This window comes from Vibrio sp. 10N.222.47.A9 (assembly GCF_963872585.1).
GTDB classification, from domain to species: domain Bacteria; phylum Pseudomonadota; class Gammaproteobacteria; order Enterobacterales; family Vibrionaceae; genus Vibrio; species Vibrio splendidus.
This window is the reverse complement of record NZ_CAWNBB010000034.1, coordinates 15,656-32,459: the sequence shown is the minus strand read 5'-3', so window position 1 is coordinate 32,459 and position 16,804 is coordinate 15,656. Positions and strand designations below refer to the sequence as shown.

Sequence of the window (16,804 nt, the reverse complement as noted above, 5' to 3'; positions counted from 1 at the left end):
CTCAGATAACCCAATGCTGATTGGATCAGCGAAGTAGGGGCAGGAAGCAAATGTTACCAAGACTTCAACTTAATGCTGATGTCGATCCAGTAGTCGTAAGCTTTTTAGATGAACTAAAAACAGCGGGCTTTACTGGCGACATTGAATCTCAATATTCTAGCCGTTTGGCTGTGGCGACTGATAACAGTGTCTATCAGCAATTGCCGCAGGCGGTCATCCTTCCTAAAACAACTCAAGACGTTGTGTTGCTCGGTCAAGTGGGTGCTAAATCCGCTTACGAACGTGTGACCTTTTCCCCTCGTGGTGGCGGTACCGGAACCAACGGTCAATCGTTGACGAAAGGTGTCGTGGTTGACCTTTCACGACACATGAATAAGGTTCTTGAGATTAACGAGAAAGAGGGCTGGGTAAGAGTTCAGTCTGGCGTCGTTAAAGACCAATTGAATGATGCGGTACGTCCCTACGGTTATTTTTTCTCTCCAGACCTTTCTACCAGTAACCGAGCAACCTTAGGTGGCATGATCAATACCGATGCTTCGGGCCAAGGGTCGTTGAAGTACGGAAAAACGTCTGACCATGTGTTGTCGCTACAAGCGGTGTTCGCGGATGGTTCGTGTTTAGAGTCTGATTTATCACACGGCTTGCCAGTTGAGGGTGAATTTGCTCACCATGCCCTTGCGGTTACTGAGGCAGTTTGTCGAGACAAGCGCGCTCAAATTCTTAATAAATTCCCACCATTGAACCGCTTCTTAACAGGTTACGACCTAAAGAACGCAATCAACGAACAAGACGACAGCTTTGATCTGACTCGCGTCCTATGTGGCGCTGAAGGTTCTTTAGCATTCATCACGGAAGCAAAGTTAAACCTAACCAAGATTCCAAAAGCGCGCACACTGGTTAACGTGAAATACAACACGTTCGATTCTGCGCTGCGCAATGCTCCGTTTATGGTAGAAGCGAAAGCCCTGTCTGTTGAGACGGTTGATTCAAGAGTATTGAACCTAGCGAAGCAAGACATCGTTTGGCACACCGTGAGCGACCTGCTTATGGATGTTCCCAATAAAGAGATGCTTGGTATCAACATGGTTGAATTTGCAGGCCAAGATGAAGCGGAAGTTGAACAACAAGTTCAAGCGCTGACTGCACAACTTGAAAGCATGCTTGAAACTGAAGAAGCGGGTGTGATTGGCTTCCAAGTGTGCAGCGACTTAGCGAGCATTGGCCGAATCTACAACATGCGTAAAAAAGCGGTGGGTCTGTTAGGTGCGGCGAAAGGCCGAGCTAAGCCAGTTGCTTTTGCTGAAGATACCTGTGTACCACCGGAAAACTTGGCGGACTTCATCTCTGAATTTAGAGTGCTGCTCGATTCAAAAGAGCTGAACTACGGCATGTTTGGTCACGTTGATGCGGGCGTATTACACGTTCGTCCGGCACTTGATCTGTGTGACCCGATGCAAGAAGCACTGATGCACGAAGTCTCTGATGAAGTGGTTAAGCTGGTGGCTAAATACGGCGGCTTGATGTGGGGTGAGCACGGTAAAGGTTTCCGTTCTGAGTATGGCCCTGACTTCTTTGGTGAAGAGCTGTTTACTGAGTTAAGACGTGTTAAAGCAGCCTTTGACCCGCACAACAAGATGAACCCAGGCAAGATCTGTACGCCGTTAGAAAGCGACGCTGAATTGGTGAAAGTCACCGATACCAAGCGCGGCTTCTACGACCGCCAGATCGACGTACAAGTTCGTGATAGCTTCAAACAAGCCATGGAATGTAACGGTAACGGCTTGTGTTTCAACTACGATACGAGCTCGCCAATGTGTCCTTCGATGAAAGTTACGGCTGACCGTCGTCATTCACCAAAAGGCCGCGCAGGTTTGGTAAGAGAGTGGTTGCGTCAGTTAACGGAACAAGGCGTCGATATTCTCGATTTAGAGCAAGAAGCGCTGAAGGACAATACTCCGGTTAAAACCATGGTTGAGCGTGTTCGTAACACGATGAACAAACGCCATGAATACGATTTCTCGCATGAAGTTCACGAAGCGATGAATGGTTGTCTTGCATGTAAAGCGTGTGCGAGCCAGTGTCCGATTAAAGTCGATGTGCCGAGTTTCCGTTCTCGATTCTTGAACATCTATTACTCTCGTTATCAGCGCCCTGCAAAAGACTATTTAGTTGCCAACATTGAAACCATGCTGCCGCTAATGGCGAAAGCACCAAAGGTTGTTAACGCAGCATTGGGTCAAAAGTGGATACAAACCGCAACGGCTAAAACAGTCGGTTATGTTGATGCACCATTGATGTCGGTGCCTACGCTAAAAAATCGTCTGGTGAGTAAAGAACTGCAACTCTTCGACTTACAGTACTTAGAAGGCTTGTCTTCTGAGCAGAAGAAACAGCATGTACTTATCGTTCAAGACCCGTTTACTAGCTTTTATGATGCAGAGGTAGTCGAAGATTTCGTCACTCTGGCTCAGAAGCTTGGTAAAACACCGGTACTGCTGCCGTTCAAACCCAATGGAAAAGCGCTGCACATTAAGGGCTTCTTAAATCGTTTTGCTCGCGAGGCGAAATCTACATCGGATTTCTTGTCGATGGTGGCGGATATCGGTATTCCTTTGGTGGGTGTTGATCCTGCACTGGTACTTTGTTATCGCGATGAATACGTCGAGATCTTAGGTGACAAGCGTGGCGACTTTGATGTGCTCACCGTTCATGAATGGTTAATGCCATCGTTAGGTGAGTTCGAAGCGCGCTCAGCAAGTGAAGAGATGTGGTACTTGTTCGCTCACTGTACAGAGAAGACCAAGATGCCGAACGCTGAAAAAGAGTGGGGCGCTATCTTCAAACACTTTGGTGCTGCGTTAACCAGCGTTCCTGTCGGCTGTTGTGGTATGGCGGGTACTTTCGGCCATGAAGTGGATAAACTGCAAATGTCGAAAGACATATACGGTTTAAGCTGGAAACCTCAAATGCAGGACTTACCAAAAGATCGTTGTTTGGTGACGGGTTATTCTTGCCGTAGCCAAGTGAAGCGCTTTGAAGGTGAGAAGCTTGCTCACCCATTACAGGCGCTAGCAAAAATTCTTTAATACATTTAGCCCAGCAATTGCTGGGCTTTTTTCTAAACTAACAAAGGAATGTTAATAAGGAAAAGTATGAAATTTCTAGAATTAAAAGTACCACCCGTTGCACTGTTTATTATTGTATTCGCAGCATCATACTTCTGCGCTCAGCAGTCGAGCCAAGGGACACTGGCATTACCTTATGGAATGGTTGTGCTAGGCGTCGGGATCATATTGAGTGGTGTGATTGGAATATCAGGCATATGGGAATTCCGAAAACAGAAAACCACCGTTAACCCGATTAAAGTCGAAACCGCGTCTGCAGTCGTGGACAGTGGAATCTTTGGCTACACCCGAAATCCAATGTATCTAGGGCTATTCATCCTACTGTTTTGCTTTGGCTACTTCTTCCAAAACCTATTCAGTGTTTTGCTCAGTTTTGTATTCGTAATCTACATGAACCAGTTCCAAATTAAGCCAGAAGAACGCGCTCTAGAGCAATTATTCGGTGCGGAATATGTTGATTATAAACAAAAGGTTAGGCGCTGGATCTGATGTGGATTCAGATACAATTGACCATTTAGATAAGAATTATTATCGTTTGGTTGATCTATATCACAAATTAATGTGATTTAGGTTTCATATTGATTTTTTATAAAATAGTCTGCGCTTCATTATTAAAATGAATAAAGGCTAGGTAATGAAAATTGTTCAGGCGAAATGGTTGTCGCTAGGTGTCTGTGTAGTGAGTCTGTCTTCAACGTCGGTGTTGGCAGATGTTTCAGCTCGAATTATAAATGGTAAAGAAGCAACACAAGAGAATTGGCCATTTATGGCTGCGCTAGTCTCAAGGAACGTGAACGCTTATGACGGTCAGTTTTGTGGTGCGAGCTTCATTGGTGAGCGATATGTATTAACTGCCGCTCACTGTGTGGAAGGTAATGGTCGTGAAGATCTAGATGTGGTGATTGGCGTATCAAATCTTTCTGCCTCTCAAGCTGCACAACATCGATACGCTGTTGATAATATTTATGTACATGAATATTACAACTCTGTAGCGACAGGCAATGATATAGCCATTATTGAGCTCGTAGAAAAGCCAGCTGAGTCTGTGGTTAATCTCGTTGATGGTTATGTTCGCGGTAACCTGAATGATGGTCAAATGCTAACGGTCATGGGTTGGGGTGATCAGGACGCATCCGATGGGTATTCATCGAAGAGTGAATTGTATCAAGTTAATGTTCCCCTTGTTAATCAGTACCAATGCAATACTGTTCCTTACAGTGGCTACTCTTCTATTGGTAGCGACGCGTTCTGTGCGGGTTACAGTGATGGTGGTTATGATTCGTGTCAGGGTGACAGTGGCGGTCCAATTGTTGTTTCGACCAATGGAACGTATGAACAACTGGGTATTGTGAGCTGGGGTAAAGGATGTGCAGAAGCTAACGCTTACGGTGTCTATACTAACATTAGCCACTTTGATGATTGGATTGATGAGCAGAAAGCAGGGTTTAGTTACCGTCAAATTGAAATGCTAGGAGCAAAATTATTAGCGCCTATTTCACATACCTTTGAATTCACAAATAAATCTGATCAAAACATTGCAGTAAACCGTGTTTATCCAATTTCAGGTAATGATACTGTTGTAACAGACAACGGATGTAGCATTTTAACTGTAGGGCAAAGCTGTGAAGTTGTGGTTAGTTACGACCTAAACTCAATCGGTGAACATGAATTTGGTATTAATGTTGACACTGACTTGTTGGTAGGCACGGTTACTTCAACGGTTTCTGTTATAGGGGCGAGATCTGTAACGAATACTGTGAACTCTTATGTCAGCATACCAAACAGTGGCGTCTACAGCACACAAGCGTGGGGTACCGAAGGATCAACAATCGTCTCTCCATCAATAGGTAGCAGCGAATCGACAATGTTGGTTGTAGAGGGTATACCGACCGGGACAGTCTCTTTCGATGTGACGGTATCGTCTGAGTTGGATCATGATTACCTTGAGCTCTATATCAACGGTCAAGAATTCGATAAAGAATCAGGTCAGCTTTCTGGTTCAGTGAACCTGCCGATGGTTAGGGATTCCAACAACAGTCTTATGATTAAATATGTGAAAGATTGGTATGGCTCTTACGGGGATGACAGAGTTACGATCAAAAACTTTGCTTATACCGATGAGATAAAGATATCTAAGTCTGAGGGCACGCAGAACGCAAAAAGCTCAGGCGGCGGCAGCGGTGGTTCACTGGCTTGGCAATGGTTACTCGTCCTTTTCGGTGGTTTGATTGTACGAAAATCATTTCCATCACTAAAGCTTAACGGATAACCATCGAAACTATGTGACTGATGGTTACGTACTAAAAAAGCCCAGCTTTGAGGATATCAAGCTGGGCTTTATTGATCTTATTCTAGAGCTTATTTACATCGAGATGTGTAAATAAGGATGCTGATTAAGCAGCAGCGGCGAACTGAGCTAGAAACATCTCTTTACGCTCGTTGAAGCGGTTTACTAGGTCGTCTACAGAAGCTTGGTCGTATGGCTTAAGGCCACTTGCTACCATGCGCTTCACGCCTTTACCGACAACTTCTCCGTCTTCTTTAAAGTCAAAGTTTAGTGTCACGATGCCACGCTTGCCTTCAACATCAAAAGTCGCGCCAGAGAATTCAACTTCTGGGTGAGATAGGTCTAGACGAGTAAATTCAACTTCCATGCTCTCGTAAATTACAAGAGGGCGTTGGCAGTTGATCATCATCTGTTGTTCTTCCATAAGAGGAACCATGATGTGTGGGAAGTTCATACCAGAGAACTTAACGTAGTTTGTTACTACGTGCTCGATGAATGCTTGATCGTGGCTCTTTTCACCTTCACAAGACATGTGCAGGTACTCTTTGCCTTTCTCGTCAACCAGTGAGCTTTCTTTCTCACATTTGTTGTCAACGCTTAGCGCAATACCGTTACCCACCATACCTGAAAAATCAAAACGCATTTTTTGGCTGATGCCTTCTTTTTGCAGCAGTACTGCAAACAAAAGATCGCCAGGCACGCAGAAGCGCTTATTGTCTTCATCGTGAATTGGGTTGAAGTCAGCGGCTACTTTTTTAGCAAAGTGGCTAGCCTGTTCACGAGTGAATTGAAATTGATTGTCTTCAGTAGAAAAGTAAGGTGTCAGAAACATAGTATCGCTATTAGTCATCAAATCTGGGGTGGATTATAGCTAACTAACTTCGTTCTAATGGTCTATCCAGTTAACTTTGCTTATATATCAGTCAATTAGATAAATACGTTGGATGGTATGTGACGATTTGGAGGGAAATATGGCCTTTGGCTCAATGCAACAAGGGCTAATTAATAGCCCTTGTTTATATGACACTCTAATGGGTGTTGTTCAGAATGTTTTTGCTTTAAAAGCTACACAAAGTGCCTTCTGGCATTAGGTGATTATGAACGGATAATTTGAGCAATAAGTTCGCTTGTTCAATATCCGGTGCAAAATATCTGTCTTTGTCGTAGAAGCTGACTTTTTCACGCAAAATCTGTTTCGCTTCTTCCACACGAGGAGAAGATAGATTCGGAGCGCGGAAGTCTAGCCCTTGTGCTGCTGCTAAATATTCTACTGCCAATATCCCACGGGTGTTTTCAGCCATGTATCTAAGCCTACGAGCGGCAAAGGTAGCCATTGAGACGTGGTCTTCTTGGTTTGCAGAAGTAGGCAGGCTGTCTATTGACGCCGGATGAGCCAAGGTTTTGTTCTCACTAGCGAGTGCTGCAGACGTTACTTGAGCAATCATAAAGCCCGAGTTCACGCCGCCGTTATCGACCAAGAAAGGTGGAAGTTTGCTTAGCGCACTATCAATCAACAACGCCATTCTACGCTCTGACAAGCTACCGATTTCAGCTATCGCTAGTGCAAGGTTATCGGCTGCCATTGCGACAGGTTCTGCGTGGAAGTTACCGCCCGAAATGATGTCGCCATCGTCAGCGAAAACAAGTGGGTTGTCGGATACGGCATTTGCTTCAATGTTTAAGGTTTCTGCTGAATTACGAATCTGCTGTAAACACGCCCCCATCACTTGAGGCTGGCAACGCAGCGAGTAAGGGTCTTGAACCTTTTCACAACAAGTGTGTGATTCACCAATCTCACTCTTTTGATCAAGCATATGGCGGTAAGCAAGTGCTGCATCCATTTGGCCACGATGACCACGAACGCGGTGTATGCGAGGATCAAACGGACGACGACTACCCAGCGCTGCTTCTACAGACATCGCACCACACACGGTTGCAGACGCAAATAAGTCTTCAGCTGCGAACAGACCTTCTAATGCAAAGGCAGTTGATGCTTGTGTGCCGTTTAACAGAGCTAAGCCTTCTTTCGGAGCAAGTGTGATTGGCTCTAAGCCTGCGATCTGCATTGCTTCTAAGCCCGTGATGATCTTGCCGTTGTGACGTGCTTGGCCTTCACCAAGCAGTACCGTACTCATGTGGGCGAGGGGGGCAAGATCTCCTGAAGCACCCACAGATCCTTTTTGTGGTACACACGGATAAACCTGTGCGTTCACAAGATCGATAAGAGCATTGATGACCTTGAGTCGGATACCTGAGTAACCACGAGACAAGCTGTTAATCTTAAGTACCATCATCAAACGCACAGTCTCATCAGACATGAATTTACCAATGCCCGCCGCGTGAGAAAGTACGATACTTTTCTGCAGTACTTCGAGATCTTCAGGGGCGATTTTGGTATTCGCTAATAAGCCAAAACCCGTGTTGATGCCATACACAGTGCGATCTTCAGCAATCACTTGTTCGACAACGTGCATACTCGCTTCAATATCTGGGATTGCAGCAGGGTCGAGTGATAAATTCACAGGACTACGGCTAATCTTACGCAGTTCGGGTAGGCCTAGAAGTCCTGGCTTAAGTAATAAATTCAACATGTTCTCTCCAGAAATTAAAGGCGACGAAGTTCTTCGTTTAGCATAGGTAAATCAAGCTGCTGCTCTTTAGCACACTGCTTGGCAATATCGTAACCCGCATCAGCATGACGCATAACGCCTGTTGCTGGGTCGTTGTGAAGTACACGAGCAATGCGCTGTGATGCATCTTCACTGCCGTCACAACAAATCACCATTCCGGAGTGTTGTGAGAAGCCCATGCCAACGCCGCCACCGTGGTGCAGAGAAACCCATGTTGCGCCACCTGCAGTATTTAGAAGGGCATTCAATAGAGGCCAATCTGATACGGCATCTGATCCATCCATCATGCCTTCTGTTTCGCGGTTCGGGCTCGCTACTGAGCCTGAATCTAGGTGGTCACGACCGATAACAACTGGTGCTTTTAGTTCGCCATTTTTAACCATTTCATTGAATGCTTGGCCTAAACGTTCACGATCTTTCAAACCAACCCAACAAATACGAGCGGGTAAGCCTTGGAACTGAATGCGTTCACGCGCCATATCTAGCCAGTTGTGTAGATGTGGGTTATCTGGAATCAGTTCTTTTACTTTTTGGTCTGTTTTGTAGATGTCTTCTGGGTCACCAGATAGGGCAGCCCAACGGAACGGACCGACGCCTTCACAAAATAAAGGTCGTATATATGCAGGAACGAAGCCTGGAAAATCAAACGCGTTTTCCACGCCTTCTTCCAGTGCCATTTGGCGAATGTTATTACCGTAATCTACGGTCGCAGCACCACGGTATTGCAGGTCTAGCATAGCTTGAACTTGAATCGCCATGGACTGCTTAGCGGCTTTCACTACTTTAGCTTCATCAACTAAACGTTCTTGCGCTGCTTTCTCCATCGTCCAACCTTGCGGCAAGTAGCCGTTCAGCGGATCGTGGGCAGAGGTTTGGTCAGTCACTACGTCAGGCGTGATATTGCGTTCAACAAGCTCTGGGAATACGTCTGCTGCGTTACCGAGTAGGCCAACAGAGATTGGTGTGTCTGATTCTTTAATCATAGCCATCGCTTCATCTATGCTGGTGGCCTTTTTGTCGACATAGCCAGTACGCAAGCGGTAGTCGATTCGTGATTCATCACATTCAACCGCAATCATCGAGAAGCCAGCCATAGTCGCTGCGAGAGGTTGAGCACCGCCCATACCGCCAAGACCACCCGTTAGAACCCACTTGCCGTTTGCTTCTCCTTGAAAGTGCTTCTTCGCGATAGCGACAAACGTTTCATAAGTGCCTTGAACGATGCCTTGTGAGCCAATGTAAATCCAGCTACCTGCGGTCATCTGGCCGTACATCATCAAGCCTTCTTTATCGAGCTCGTTGAAGTGTTCCCAGTTCGCCCAGTGTGGAACAAGGTTCGAGTTAGCGATCAGTACGCGAGGTGCGTTTTTATGTGTCGGGAACACGCCCACAGGTTTACCTGATTGAACAAGCAACGTTTGGTCGTCTTCTAAACGCTCTAACACTTCAACAATCTTGTCATAACATTTCCAATCACGTGCCGCGCGACCGATACCGCCATACACAACCAGTGCATGTGGATGTTCTGCCACATCAGGGTCTAGGTTGTTCATCAGCATACGCAGTGGTGCTTCTGTTAACCAAGATTTAGCGCGCAAAGTGGTGCCATGAGGTGCGCGAATTTCGCGAGTCGTGTCGAGACGAGGGTCACTGTTGTGGTGTTCCGTCATTTTGGAATTCCTTCTGTTTCACGTTATATCGTTGTAGTTGTAGTTGTAGTTGTAGTTGTAGTTGTAGTTGTAGTTGTAGTTATCGGTATAGCTGGATTAGTCGCTGGCCATTACACTGGCTATATCCCAACACAAACGTGCCGCCAATCGAGCCGTTTGGCCATCGACGTCGTAGTCTGGGTTGTATTCCGCAATGTCCGCGATAATGAGTTTTTCACTGTGTTGGAAAATCTGTTCTAGAAAAGGAGCGAGTGCTTCATAGCTCACGCCTCTTGCTGCTGGTGCACTTACGCCCGGCGCAGTCGCCGCTGGGAATACGTCTAGATCGATAGTGAGATAGAGGTAATCACACTCAGCGATGAATTTTTGTAACTTAACCAGTTGAGCGACTTGGTTTACTTGGGTCATGTTGCGGTCGTGTTCATACCAAACGCCCAGTTGGTCAGCTTTATTAAACAGCGCTTTGGTATTACTAGCCGCACTCACGCCAAGACAAGCGTAATGAAACGGCCATTGATGCTTGTGGCAGTAATCGCTGATTTGATTAAAAGGCGTACCTGAACTGGGTTTAACGTCGGCGATGTTGCTTTCAAATTCACGAAGATCAAAGTGAGCATCAAAGTTAACGATGCCGATCTTAGGTTTGCGTTCTGGCTGCTCTCTATGAAGGTGTTTAGTTTTATGTCGGTGTTCCGTTTGGTGTAAATGTTCCGCAAGACCTTGAAACGATGCCCAAGCAACCTCGTGACCACCGCCAAGGGTAATCACTTTGTTGGTTGATAACGCATTGGCAATCACAGAAGCACACTGTTTCTGGCTGACTTCTAATTGACCATCGTTACACTCGATGTCACCAAGATCCGCAATGTGTGAGTCACTGTGCCAAGCCATATTAGCTAACGCTTGGCGAATCAGGTTAGGTGCTTGTTTCGCGCCCACGCGTCCTTTATTCCTTGCAACTCCAGCATCGCTGGCAAAGCCTACCAAGGCGATGGCGCGGTCATTAAGCTCGTTACTTAAGTCACTATGTTGCACTTGCTTGGTAATGTGATGTACGCGCGTGCCGAGTGCGCCATCTTCAAGATCATTGCGTCCCGTCCACACGAAGTTATGTACGGTTTCTGCGTTCTTTTGAATGCTGTTGGAATTAGATTGAGTCATGACACACCTCGCCATTAACGATGCGTTTATGCAGATGAGGAACACCGACTTGATAGCTTAGATCTGCAGGGTGAACGATATTCCAGATAGCCAAATCAGCGGCATAACCGATCTCGACTTTGCCTTTGGTTTGGGAGTCACCAATGGCAGCTGCGGCGTTACAAGTTACACCGCGCAGTGCTTCTTCAGGGGTCGTACCAAACAGGGTGCAGCTCATGTTCATCATCAACGTTAAATCAGCAAAGGGTGAAGTGCCGGGGTTTAAGTCGGTCGCGATCGCCATTGGAATGTTGTGTTCACGAAGTAAAGCAACAGGTGGCTGTTGAGTCTCTTTCAAGAAATAGAAAGCGCCGGGCAACAACGTTGCTACTGTGCCTGATTCAGCCAATGCTTTGACTCCGGTTTCATCAAGGTATTCAACATGGTCGACAGAGAGTGCGCCGTATTTAGCTGCAAGCGCACTGCCGCCCATATTAGAGAGCTGTTCTGTGTGGCCTTTAATCGCGAGCCCATGTTTTTTGGCTGCTGCAAATACACGTTCGGTTTGTTCTAGGTTGAAACCGATAGATTCGCAGAACACGTCAACCGCATCGGCTAGGCCTTGCTCTGCAGCTTTAGGAATGATCTCTTGGCACACCAGATCAATGTAGCTATCGGGTTGTTCTTTGTATTCTGGCGGTACTGCGTGTGCTGCAAGGAGTGTGGTAGTGATTTTAATGCGGCGATGATTTTCTAACGCTTTAGCTGCTCGTAACATCTTGAGCTCATCTTCAAGTGTTAAACCATAACCAGATTTTACTTCGATGCTGGTTACGCCACTTCTTAGTAAGCCATCGAGTCTCGGCAAAGCCATTTCAACCAGTTCGGATTCTTGTGCTGCGCGTGTTGCGGTGACTGTCGCTAGAATGCCGCCGCCTTGTTTGGCGATGTCGGTGTAAGACATACCATTCAAACGCTGCTCAAATTCATTGGCACGATTACCCGCAAATACAAGGTGGGTGTGGCAATCAATTAACCCAGGTGTTACTAGCTTGTTCTTGCAGTCATAGGTGACGTAATCCAAAGAACCATCAACACTTACTTGTTCTAATTCAGAAGCAAGTGCGCTTTGGTTTGAACAAGAGATGGACACAATTTTACCGTTTTCGATAACGATATTTTGAGAGGAAGAAGGCTGATAACCATCGGCTCCCGAGCTCATGGAGACCACTCGTGCGTTTTTGAGGATCAAATTCATAATCACCTAGATCTTTGCTAAACATTAAATGTATATACAAATAAATAGGCTAAACGCTGACCCGAATCAAGTTGATGTTGCAAAAATGTGATCGGCGATCAGGATGATGTTCTTTAATCTAGAAGTATCTTAGAGCTTAATTTGTACTTAGAGCCAGGATGGTAGAGCAATGCAAAGCTGATTAGGCGCTCTTTACTCCATGTTCTTCTATTCAAAAGTAGGCAAGGCTCTGATTCAGATAGCTTTAGTGATGTTCTGATTTGCAAGTCTGGGATAATGGCTTCAACCGTGTGCTCGATAGCACTCAACGGGCAGCTTTTTGAAAGGTATTCATTGGGTGTCGAGGTTGAAAAGTCTTGCTCTAGATATTTTGGAGCGGCTTGAGAGTTCACCCAGCGCGCTTCCAATTGAATCGGTGTGTTGTCAGCAAAGTGGATGATTTCACTATAGAATACTTCGGCATTGATCATCACACCTAACCGTGTGGCGGTGCTTTCATCAGCCTTGATGCTCTTGTGCTTAATAACTTGGCTAGCATACGTTTGGCCTCGGTCTTTGATCTCTTGCGCGATATTGTTGATATCAAGCAGCGGAGATTGTGCTTTTTCGTCTGGTTCACAAACAAAAGTCCCCAGTCTTGGTTTCCTGATGAGCTTGCCTTCAGACACAAGATCTCGAATGGCTTTATTGACCGTCATTCGACTCACATTGAACTGCTCGGTAAGTTCGAGCTCTGTGGTGATTTGATAACCCACCGGCCAATGACCACTGCTGATCTTGTCATCTATGAACTGTTTTATCTGAAGGTAGAGCGGTGCTTTCGACATAATGAAACCTTATTTGACTATACAAATAGAGTAACGGATTTATTCACGATTTCAACATTTCCTCGGGCAATGTGACCTTATTCAACATAGATGGGGCAAATTGCTTGATTCTGTGAGGCAAGTGTCGCAAATTGTCACGCAATAACTATTCGTAAGTCAGATAATTAGAAAGGGAAATAATATGTTTAAGAAATTAAAGGCCTCGTTGGGCATGGGTGCAGCAAAGGTTGATACTGTCTTAGATAATATTGAAGTTTTCCAAGGTGGAGAGTTGTCTGGCAATGTTCACATTGTTGGTGGCGACGTTGAGCAACAAATCGACTTGATTAACTTGGTTCTCAACACAGAAGTAAAAGTAGAAACGGAAGACAGTACCAGCTACGAAACCTTTTCACTGGGTCGTATTCAAGCGGTAGAGCCTTTCGTTATCCAACCGGGCGAAACCAAACTGGTTCCATTCCGACTTAAGTTAAATGATGAAACGCCAGTCACCGCGTTGAACGCACAAATGAACCAATGCCATGTGTGGGTTGAAACCAACCTAGATATAGGCTTCGCGATTGACCCTAAAGACCGTGACTTTATCTCCGTACACCCACTGCCAACAGTTGCTAAAATCATCCAAGGCGTGGAAGCATCCGGTATGGCAATGGTGAAAGCTGACGTAGAGAAGGGCTTCTTAAAAGGCAACAACTTTGCTTCTCGTTCGGGTTGTTACCAAGAGATTGAATTTCGCAGCGGCGGTTTCATGAATAATAAAGAGATCGAGCTGTCATTCATCGTTGAAGGCTCAATGGTTCACTGCCTAGCAGAAATCGATCGCTCAATGAGCTTCCGTGGCGATCAATACATCTCATTCAGCTTGCCTGCGAACGCTGCCGATTCAGACATTCGTAACGCAGTCTCAAGAATCATGAATGCGTAGTTGCTCTCTCTGTTAGTCGTTACTCTTTCTATTAATAGAGACAAGACAGTACGATTTCTATAGCCGAACTTAACCGTTCGGCTTTTTTGTTTGTAAATAAAGACAAAGAACCAATCATTGAACGTTAGCTTAGGGTGTTAGAAGGTCCTATATAGAAGAGACATTTAAGTTATGTAGTTTTTGTGGCGCTGTGGGACTAACATTGTCATTTCATATAATTTCGTTACAATGTTCGGCTACTCACAAATGGGGCATCTGTATTTGCTTCTATGTGGGTATCTTTATTATGCATATATCTCCGATCAACATACTTGTTGGTTGAAAAACATATATTAAACATTTTCATGTGTTGCTTGGTGTGCAACACCACTGTAAAGGACAAATAATGCCAATTATTACTCTTCCTGACGGTAGTCAGCGTCAATTTGACAACCCTGTATCAACTCTAGATGTTGCCCTATCAATCGGTCCTGGTCTTGCGAAAGCAACCATTGCTGGTCGTGTAGACGGCGAGCGTGTTGATGCTTGTGATCTTATCGAAAACGATGCAAGCCTAGAAATCATCACAGCTAAAGATGAAGTTGATGGCCTTGAGATCGTTCGTCACTCTTGTGCTCACCTTTTAGGTCACGCGATTAAGCAGCTTTTTCCAGAAGCGAAAATGGCGATCGGTCCTACCATCGATAACGGTTTCTACTACGATATCGACCTTGAGCACTCTCTAACGCAAGAAGATCTAGAAAAGATTGAAAAGCGTATGAAAGAGCTAGCGAAGACCAAGTACCAGGTTGTTAAGAAGAAAGTTAGCTGGCAGGAAGCGCGTGACGCATTCGAAGCTCGCGGCGAAACTTACAAAATCGAAATCTTGGATGAGAACGTTTCTAAAGACGATCGTCCAGGCCTGTACCATCATGAAGAATACATCGATATGTGTCGTGGTCCACACGTTCCACATATGGGCTTCTGCCAACACTTCACGCTACTTAACGTAGCGGGTGCTTACTGGCGTGGTAACAGTGACAACAAGATGCTTCAACGTATCTACGGCACTGCATTCCACGACAAGAAAGCGCTTAAGGCTCACCTAGTGCGCCTAGAAGAAGCGGCTAAGCGTGATCACCGTAAAATCGGTAAGCACTTAGATCTATTCCACATGCAGCAAGAAGCACCAGGCATGGTGTTCTGGCATCACAATGGCTGGACTATCTTCCGTGAGCTAGAAGTATTTATTCGTCAGAAGCTGACTGAGTACGATTACCAAGAAGTTAAAGGCCCATTAATGATGGACCGTGTTCTTTGGGAACGTTCTGGTCACTGGGATAAGTACGCTGAAGCGATGTTCACTACTTCTTCAGAGAACCGTGAATACGCGATTAAGCCAATGAACTGTCCTGGTCACGTTCAAATCTTCAACCAAGGTTTGAAATCTTACCGTGATCTACCGCTACGTATGGCTGAGTTCGGCTCATGTCACCGTAACGAGCCGTCTGGCGCACTTCACGGCATTATGCGTGTTCGTGGCTTCACTCAAGATGATGCTCACGTATTCTGTACTGAAGACCAAGTTCAGCAAGAAGTTAAAGCTTGTATTGAAATGGTTTACGATACTTACACAACTTTCGGTTTCGAAAACATTGTTGTTAAGCTATCTACTCGTCCAGAACAGCGCGTAGGTTCAGACGAAATGTGGGACCGTGCAGAGGCCGATCTTAAGCAAGCGCTTGAGGCGATGGAGATTGCATACGAGATTCAAGAAGGCGAGGGTGCGTTCTACGGGCCTAAGATTGAATTTACTTTGCATGATTGTTTGGACCGCGCATGGCAATGTGGTACAGTGCAGCTCGATTTTGCATTACCAGAACGTTTAGGTGCAACTTACGTAGGTGAAGATAACGAGCGTCACACGCCAGTTATGATCCACCGCGCGATTTTAGGTTCATTAGAACGCTTCATTGGTATTCTTATTGAAGAATACGCTGGCTTCTTCCCAACGTGGTTGGCGCCAGAACAAGCAATTGTTATGGGCATTACGGACAAACAGTCTGAATATGTACAAGAAATTGCGAAAAAACTGCAAAAAAGTGGATTTAGAGTCAAAGCAGACTTGAGAAATGAGAAGATTGGCTTTAAAATCCGCGAACATACTTTGAAACGTGTACCGTTCATGCTTGTGTGTGGTGACCAAGAAATGGAAGCCGGCGAAATTGCAGTACGTACACGTAAAGGTAAGGACCTTGGTAAATTTAAAGTGGATGACTTTATTTCATACATCCAAGCCGAGGTTTCAAACCGTAAGCTCAATCTGGAGGAATAGCTATTAAAGGCGGAAGACGTGGCCAACAACCGGCCAAACAAAACCAGCACCGTTTAAACGGTGACATTCGTGGCGTTCGTGAAGTGCGTCTAACTGGCGCAGACGGCGAAGCTGTTGGTGTAGTAACAATCGCTGAAGCGATGGAAGCTGCAAATGAAGCTGGTATGGATCTCGTAGAGATCAGCCCTAACGCCGAGCCGCCAGTTTGTCGTGTGATGGACTACGGTAAGTTCCTCTTCGAGAAGAGCAAAGCTGCGAAAGAGCAGAAGAAAAAGCAAAAGCAGGTTCAGATCAAGGAAATTAAATTCCGACCTGGAACTGATATTGGAGACTATCAGGTAAAACTACGCAACCTGACTGGTTTCCTTGAAGACGGCAACAAAGTGAAGGTAACAATTCGCTTCCGTGGCCGCGAAATGGCTCACCAAGAAATCGGTGTTGACGTTCTTAATCGTTTGAAAATCGATACTGAAGAATTTGCAGTTGTCGAATCTTTCCCAACGAGAATTGAAGGTCGCCAGATGATCATGGTGTTGGCCCCTAAAAAGAAGTAATTAACGGCTTTACAAGTAATTAAACCTTGCAGCCATAGGCTGTAGGGTTTTATTCGCCCTAATTACTATGTTAT

12 protein-coding genes are annotated in these 16,804 nt (G+C 45.5%); 6 read left to right on the top strand and 6 right to left on the bottom strand.

Annotated features, from left to right (window positions below; all coding sequences use genetic code 11):
* The first annotated feature begins 50 nt into the window (after window positions 1-50).
* The 3 genes from ydiJ (at window position 51) to AACT19_RS10200 (ending at window position 5,394) form a co-directional block, all read left to right on the top strand.
* Window positions 51-3,086 carry a D-2-hydroxyglutarate dehydrogenase YdiJ gene (gene ydiJ, locus AACT19_RS10210; protein WP_076646161.1) on the top strand — a complete coding sequence of 1,012 codons (3,036 nt, stop codon included), beginning with the start codon at window positions 51-53 and terminating at the stop codon, window positions 3,084-3,086.
* A 66-nt stretch (window positions 3,087-3,152) separates the two neighbouring features.
* Window positions 3,153-3,614 (top strand): methyltransferase family protein, encoded by a 462-nt coding sequence (locus AACT19_RS10205; RefSeq protein WP_076646159.1) that lies wholly within the window; start codon window positions 3,153-3,155, stop codon window positions 3,612-3,614.
* 151 nt (window positions 3,615-3,765) lie between these two features.
* Window positions 3,766-5,394 (top strand): trypsin-like serine protease, encoded by a 1,629-nt coding sequence (locus AACT19_RS10200; protein ID WP_083717878.1) that lies wholly within the window; start codon window positions 3,766-3,768, stop codon window positions 5,392-5,394.
* Between the two features lie 124 nt (window positions 5,395-5,518).
* Here AACT19_RS10200 and AACT19_RS10195 read toward each other — a convergent pair whose 3' ends face one another.
* From AACT19_RS10195 to hutC, 6 genes are all read right to left on the bottom strand, one after another.
* Complete coding sequence (locus tag AACT19_RS10195) at window positions 5,519-6,244, bottom strand: DUF3581 domain-containing protein (protein WP_010438254.1); 726 nt, start codon at window positions 6,242-6,244, stop codon at window positions 5,519-5,521.
* 226 nt (window positions 6,245-6,470) lie between these two features.
* Window positions 6,471-8,003, bottom strand: a complete 1,533-nt coding sequence (hutH, locus tag AACT19_RS10190) for a histidine ammonia-lyase (RefSeq protein ID WP_017085756.1) — start codon at window positions 8,001-8,003, stop codon at window positions 6,471-6,473.
* Between the two features lie 14 nt (window positions 8,004-8,017).
* The gene (gene hutU, locus AACT19_RS10185; protein ID WP_076646155.1) at window positions 8,018-9,712 is read right to left on the bottom strand and encodes a urocanate hydratase; all 1,695 of its coding nucleotides are present in this window, start codon (window positions 9,710-9,712) and stop codon (window positions 8,018-8,020) included.
* 96 nt (window positions 9,713-9,808) lie between these two features.
* The gene (gene hutG / locus AACT19_RS10180) at window positions 9,809-10,873 is read right to left on the bottom strand and encodes a formimidoylglutamase (protein WP_076646153.1); all 1,065 of its coding nucleotides are present in this window, start codon (window positions 10,871-10,873) and stop codon (window positions 9,809-9,811) included.
* Window positions 10,860-12,110 carry an imidazolonepropionase gene (hutI, locus tag AACT19_RS10175; RefSeq protein WP_076646151.1) on the bottom strand — a complete coding sequence of 417 codons (1,251 nt, stop codon included), beginning with the start codon at window positions 12,108-12,110 and terminating at the stop codon, window positions 10,860-10,862. The genes hutG and hutI overlap by 14 nt, the downstream gene beginning before the upstream one ends.
* 113 nt (window positions 12,111-12,223) lie before the next feature.
* Window positions 12,224-12,937: a histidine utilization repressor gene (gene hutC / locus AACT19_RS10170; protein ID WP_076646149.1), complete on the bottom strand. Its 714-nt coding sequence runs from the start codon at window positions 12,935-12,937 to the stop codon at window positions 12,224-12,226.
* Between the two features lie 181 nt (window positions 12,938-13,118).
* Between hutC and AACT19_RS10165 the strand changes: the two genes are divergently transcribed.
* The 3 genes from AACT19_RS10165 to infC all read left to right on the top strand — a co-directional run bounded on the left by AACT19_RS10165 (window position 13,119) and on the right by infC (window position 16,730).
* Window positions 13,119-13,862 (top strand): sporulation protein, encoded by a 744-nt coding sequence (locus tag AACT19_RS10165; RefSeq protein WP_076646147.1) that lies wholly within the window; start codon window positions 13,119-13,121, stop codon window positions 13,860-13,862.
* A gap of 385 nt (window positions 13,863-14,247) precedes the next feature.
* The gene (gene thrS / locus AACT19_RS10160; RefSeq protein WP_029222173.1) at window positions 14,248-16,176 is read left to right on the top strand and encodes a threonine--tRNA ligase; all 1,929 of its coding nucleotides are present in this window, start codon (window positions 14,248-14,250) and stop codon (window positions 16,174-16,176) included.
* The gene (gene infC / locus AACT19_RS10155) at window positions 16,173-16,730 is read left to right on the top strand and encodes a translation initiation factor IF-3 (RefSeq protein WP_425348305.1); all 558 of its coding nucleotides are present in this window, start codon (window positions 16,173-16,175) and stop codon (window positions 16,728-16,730) included. The genes thrS and infC overlap by 4 nt, the downstream gene beginning before the upstream one ends.
* Window positions 16,731-16,804 lie beyond the last annotated feature (74 nt).

Excerpts from the sequence above, each read along its gene's own strand:
- ydiJ (WP_076646161.1), top strand. The coding sequence starts at position 51 with ATGTTACCAAGACTTCAACTTAATGCTGATGTCGATCCAGTAGTCGTA.
- AACT19_RS10205 (WP_076646159.1), top strand. The coding sequence starts at position 3,153 with ATGAAATTTCTAGAATTAAAAGTACCACCCGTTGCACTGTTTATTATT.
- AACT19_RS10195 (WP_010438254.1), bottom strand. The coding sequence starts at position 6,244 with ATGTTTCTGACACCTTACTTTTCTACTGAAGACAATCAATTTCAATTC.
- hutH (WP_017085756.1), bottom strand. The coding sequence starts at position 8,003 with ATGTTGAATTTATTACTTAAGCCAGGACTTCTAGGCCTACCCGAACTG.
- hutU (WP_076646155.1), bottom strand. The coding sequence starts at position 9,712 with ATGACGGAACACCACAACAGTGACCCTCGTCTCGACACGACTCGCGAA.
- hutG (WP_076646153.1), bottom strand. The coding sequence starts at position 10,873 with ATGACTCAATCTAATTCCAACAGCATTCAAAAGAACGCAGAAACCGTA.
- hutI (WP_076646151.1), bottom strand. The coding sequence starts at position 12,110 with ATGAATTTGATCCTCAAAAACGCACGAGTGGTCTCCATGAGCTCGGGA.
- hutC (WP_076646149.1), bottom strand. The coding sequence starts at position 12,937 with ATGTCGAAAGCACCGCTCTACCTTCAGATAAAACAGTTCATAGATGAC.
- AACT19_RS10165 (WP_076646147.1), top strand. The coding sequence starts at position 13,119 with ATGTTTAAGAAATTAAAGGCCTCGTTGGGCATGGGTGCAGCAAAGGTT.
- thrS (WP_029222173.1), top strand. The coding sequence starts at position 14,248 with ATGCCAATTATTACTCTTCCTGACGGTAGTCAGCGTCAATTTGACAAC.